Origin of the sequence: Pseudomonas sp. 2995-3 (genome assembly GCF_002742565.1) — a bacterium.
Taxonomy (GTDB): Bacteria; Pseudomonadota; Gammaproteobacteria; order Pseudomonadales; family Pseudomonadaceae; genus Aquipseudomonas; species Aquipseudomonas edaphica.
This window is the reverse complement of record NZ_LJSB01000077.1, coordinates 1-333: the sequence shown is the minus strand read 5'-3', so window position 1 is coordinate 333 and position 333 is coordinate 1. Positions and strand designations below refer to the sequence as shown.

General features: G+C 37.2%; 1 protein-coding gene. It reads left to right on the top strand.

The genetic code is table 11. The features are described 5' to 3' along the window. The coding region (locus tag AOA62_RS31315) for a substrate-binding domain-containing protein (RefSeq protein ID WP_143521734.1) at positions 1-333 on the top strand (333 nt) is incomplete at both ends.

Here is a 333-nt window from a genome sequence, read left to right as displayed (position 1 = left end):
GCTCAATACTTAGTAGAAAGGTTAATAGAAGATAAAGGAGAAGCCGTTGGTAAAGTAATCGAAATATCTGGAATTCCATCAACGGTTACAGATTTACGAAGTCAAGGTTTCCGTGATTATATAGAAGACTATCCTGGGATTGAAATAGTAGCTAGTCAACCTGGTGATTTTACAAGGGAGACTGCCTTAACAGCAACAGAAAATATTTTACAAGCTAATAGTGAAATTGATGCTGTTTACTCTCAAGATGATGATATGACAATTGGAATTGTTCAAGCGATTCGTGATGCGAACAGAGAGGATGAAATGTTCATTGTAAGCTCAGGTGGGATG